A 1,594-nucleotide genomic window follows, 5' to 3' on the forward strand; every position below is an offset into this window, starting at 1 on the left:
CCTGAGTGGTGGAAGAAGAGCTAAGAGGCTTAGCAGTACTTTGCTCGACATCAGCTACTTGAGTGTTGTCTGAAAGCAAATAAACCTTTTGCTTTTCACCTGCTTTGGGAGCGGAAGAAACCAAATAAACCTTTTGGTTATTTAGCTTCTGACCACCGTCCAAAGTTGATTTGTCCGTAACTCCTTTATTAGGGGTTGTAGTGGAAGCCTTTGCGCCCTGCTCGCTCTTGCGAGGGCGACCGCCTAGCTTACCACAAGTCTTGCGTATAGAGGAGATTTCCGCCTGTCGGTGTGCATCTGCATCAATCTGCTCTCGGACAACGAGGAAAACGCCCTGAACTAAGGCTGGTACCGTAGCTAAGTCAGGCTCTAAACCCTTTAAAGCGTAACCCATAATTAGAGAGTAAGCTACTCCTTGACTGCTGTCTGGTAACTGGGTAATTGCCTCATACCACGAGGATCGAAATTGAAAAGACTTTTCTTTCATAGCTGAGAAGTCTTAGAGATTTATCAGTTGTCGGTATGCACGCAGACGCTCTAAAATGTCGGTACGCTCCTCCTCTGTGATTAGAGGGGACAACTGACGTGTTTCAACAGCGGAGAGCACGGCGCTGTAGCTATACTGAGATGTTGGAGTAACAGATACTAGCTTACCTCGCTGGACGGCCAACTCAATAGATGTGCGAGGTATTTGAAGCAATACCTCTAGCTCTGTGTTGGATAGAAAGACCTCATTGCGATTGGTCTCATCTCTACGAGCAAGTAGAGCTTGAAGGAGTAGGAGCTGGACTTGTGGGTCAACTGTAGACTGGTTCATACTGTATAGGGTTAATTGGTTACACATTCTTCTTGTAGGCGATTATCCAAGCTACGCATCTCTTCACTCACCTTCAGCGGGAGGACACGAGCGTAGATGCGGGTCGTTGAGAGACAACTATGACCTAGTACACTGCCAACAGTGTCAAGGCTTACGCCCTTAGTCAGGGCGAGTGTAGCAAACGTGTGGCGAGCTAAGTGGTAGGTGAGTACTCGCTTCACACCACTTAGTCGTTGTATTTCTTTAAGTTGTTGATTGACGTACGGATTTGTACATAGGGGAAATATCCTGCACTCTGTAGAGGTCGCCTGAGCGAGATATGGAGTTAGGATATGCACGGCAACAGACATTAAGGGGATAGTACTGAGAACACCCGTCTTCTTGCGACGAAGTACAACCCAGCTCTGGCCGTGCATAGAGATGATGTTGTCTCTCACTAGACGAGATATATCTGCATAAGAAAGTCCCGTATAACAAGAAAAGAGAAAGGCATCTCGTACTAGAAGAAGCTTAGGGTTTGAAAGCTCAACTGAACGCAAACGCTCCAAGTCGGAATCATCTAAGAACCCCCTATCTGTAGGTTGCATGCGTAAAACAACCTTTGGAAAAGGGACTCGCATAAGCAAGTCATCTTCAACGGCTCGCTCCATCGCTTTTCTCAAAAAGCGCAGAACTTTGATGGCTGTGTTGTGGGTGTAGTTTTTCTCGCCCTTTAAGTATAACTCATAGCTGGATAGCTCATCTTTCTGCACAGCAGAGAGGGGTAAGTCGTCCTTT

At 46.8% G+C, this 1,594-nt stretch carries 3 protein-coding genes; all 3 read right to left on the minus strand.

Annotated elements, in window-relative coordinates; genetic code table 11:
- On the minus strand, positions 1-487 hold a 487-nt coding region (locus tag PORUE0001_RS09590), incomplete at its 3' end, for a DUF6291 domain-containing protein (protein WP_007366255.1).
- 12 nt (positions 488-499) lie between these two features.
- Positions 500-817, minus strand: coding sequence for a hypothetical protein (locus PORUE0001_RS09595; protein ID WP_007366253.1), 318 nt, complete (start codon positions 815-817; stop codon positions 500-502).
- An 11-nt stretch (positions 818-828) separates the two neighbouring features.
- Positions 829-1,594, minus strand: a 766-nt coding sequence (locus PORUE0001_RS09600) for a site-specific integrase (protein WP_007366254.1), incomplete at its 5' end; no start/stop codon positions are given.

This window comes from Porphyromonas uenonis 60-3, assembly GCF_000174775.1.
In the GTDB taxonomy this organism is placed as follows: Bacteria; Bacteroidota; Bacteroidia; order Bacteroidales; family Porphyromonadaceae; genus Porphyromonas; species Porphyromonas uenonis_A.

What these genes read in the sequence shown, in the direction of transcription:
- PORUE0001_RS09595 (WP_007366253.1), bottom strand. Translation starts at nt 817, where the DNA reads ATGAACCAGTCTACAGTTGACCCACAAGTCCAGCTCCTACTCCTTCAA.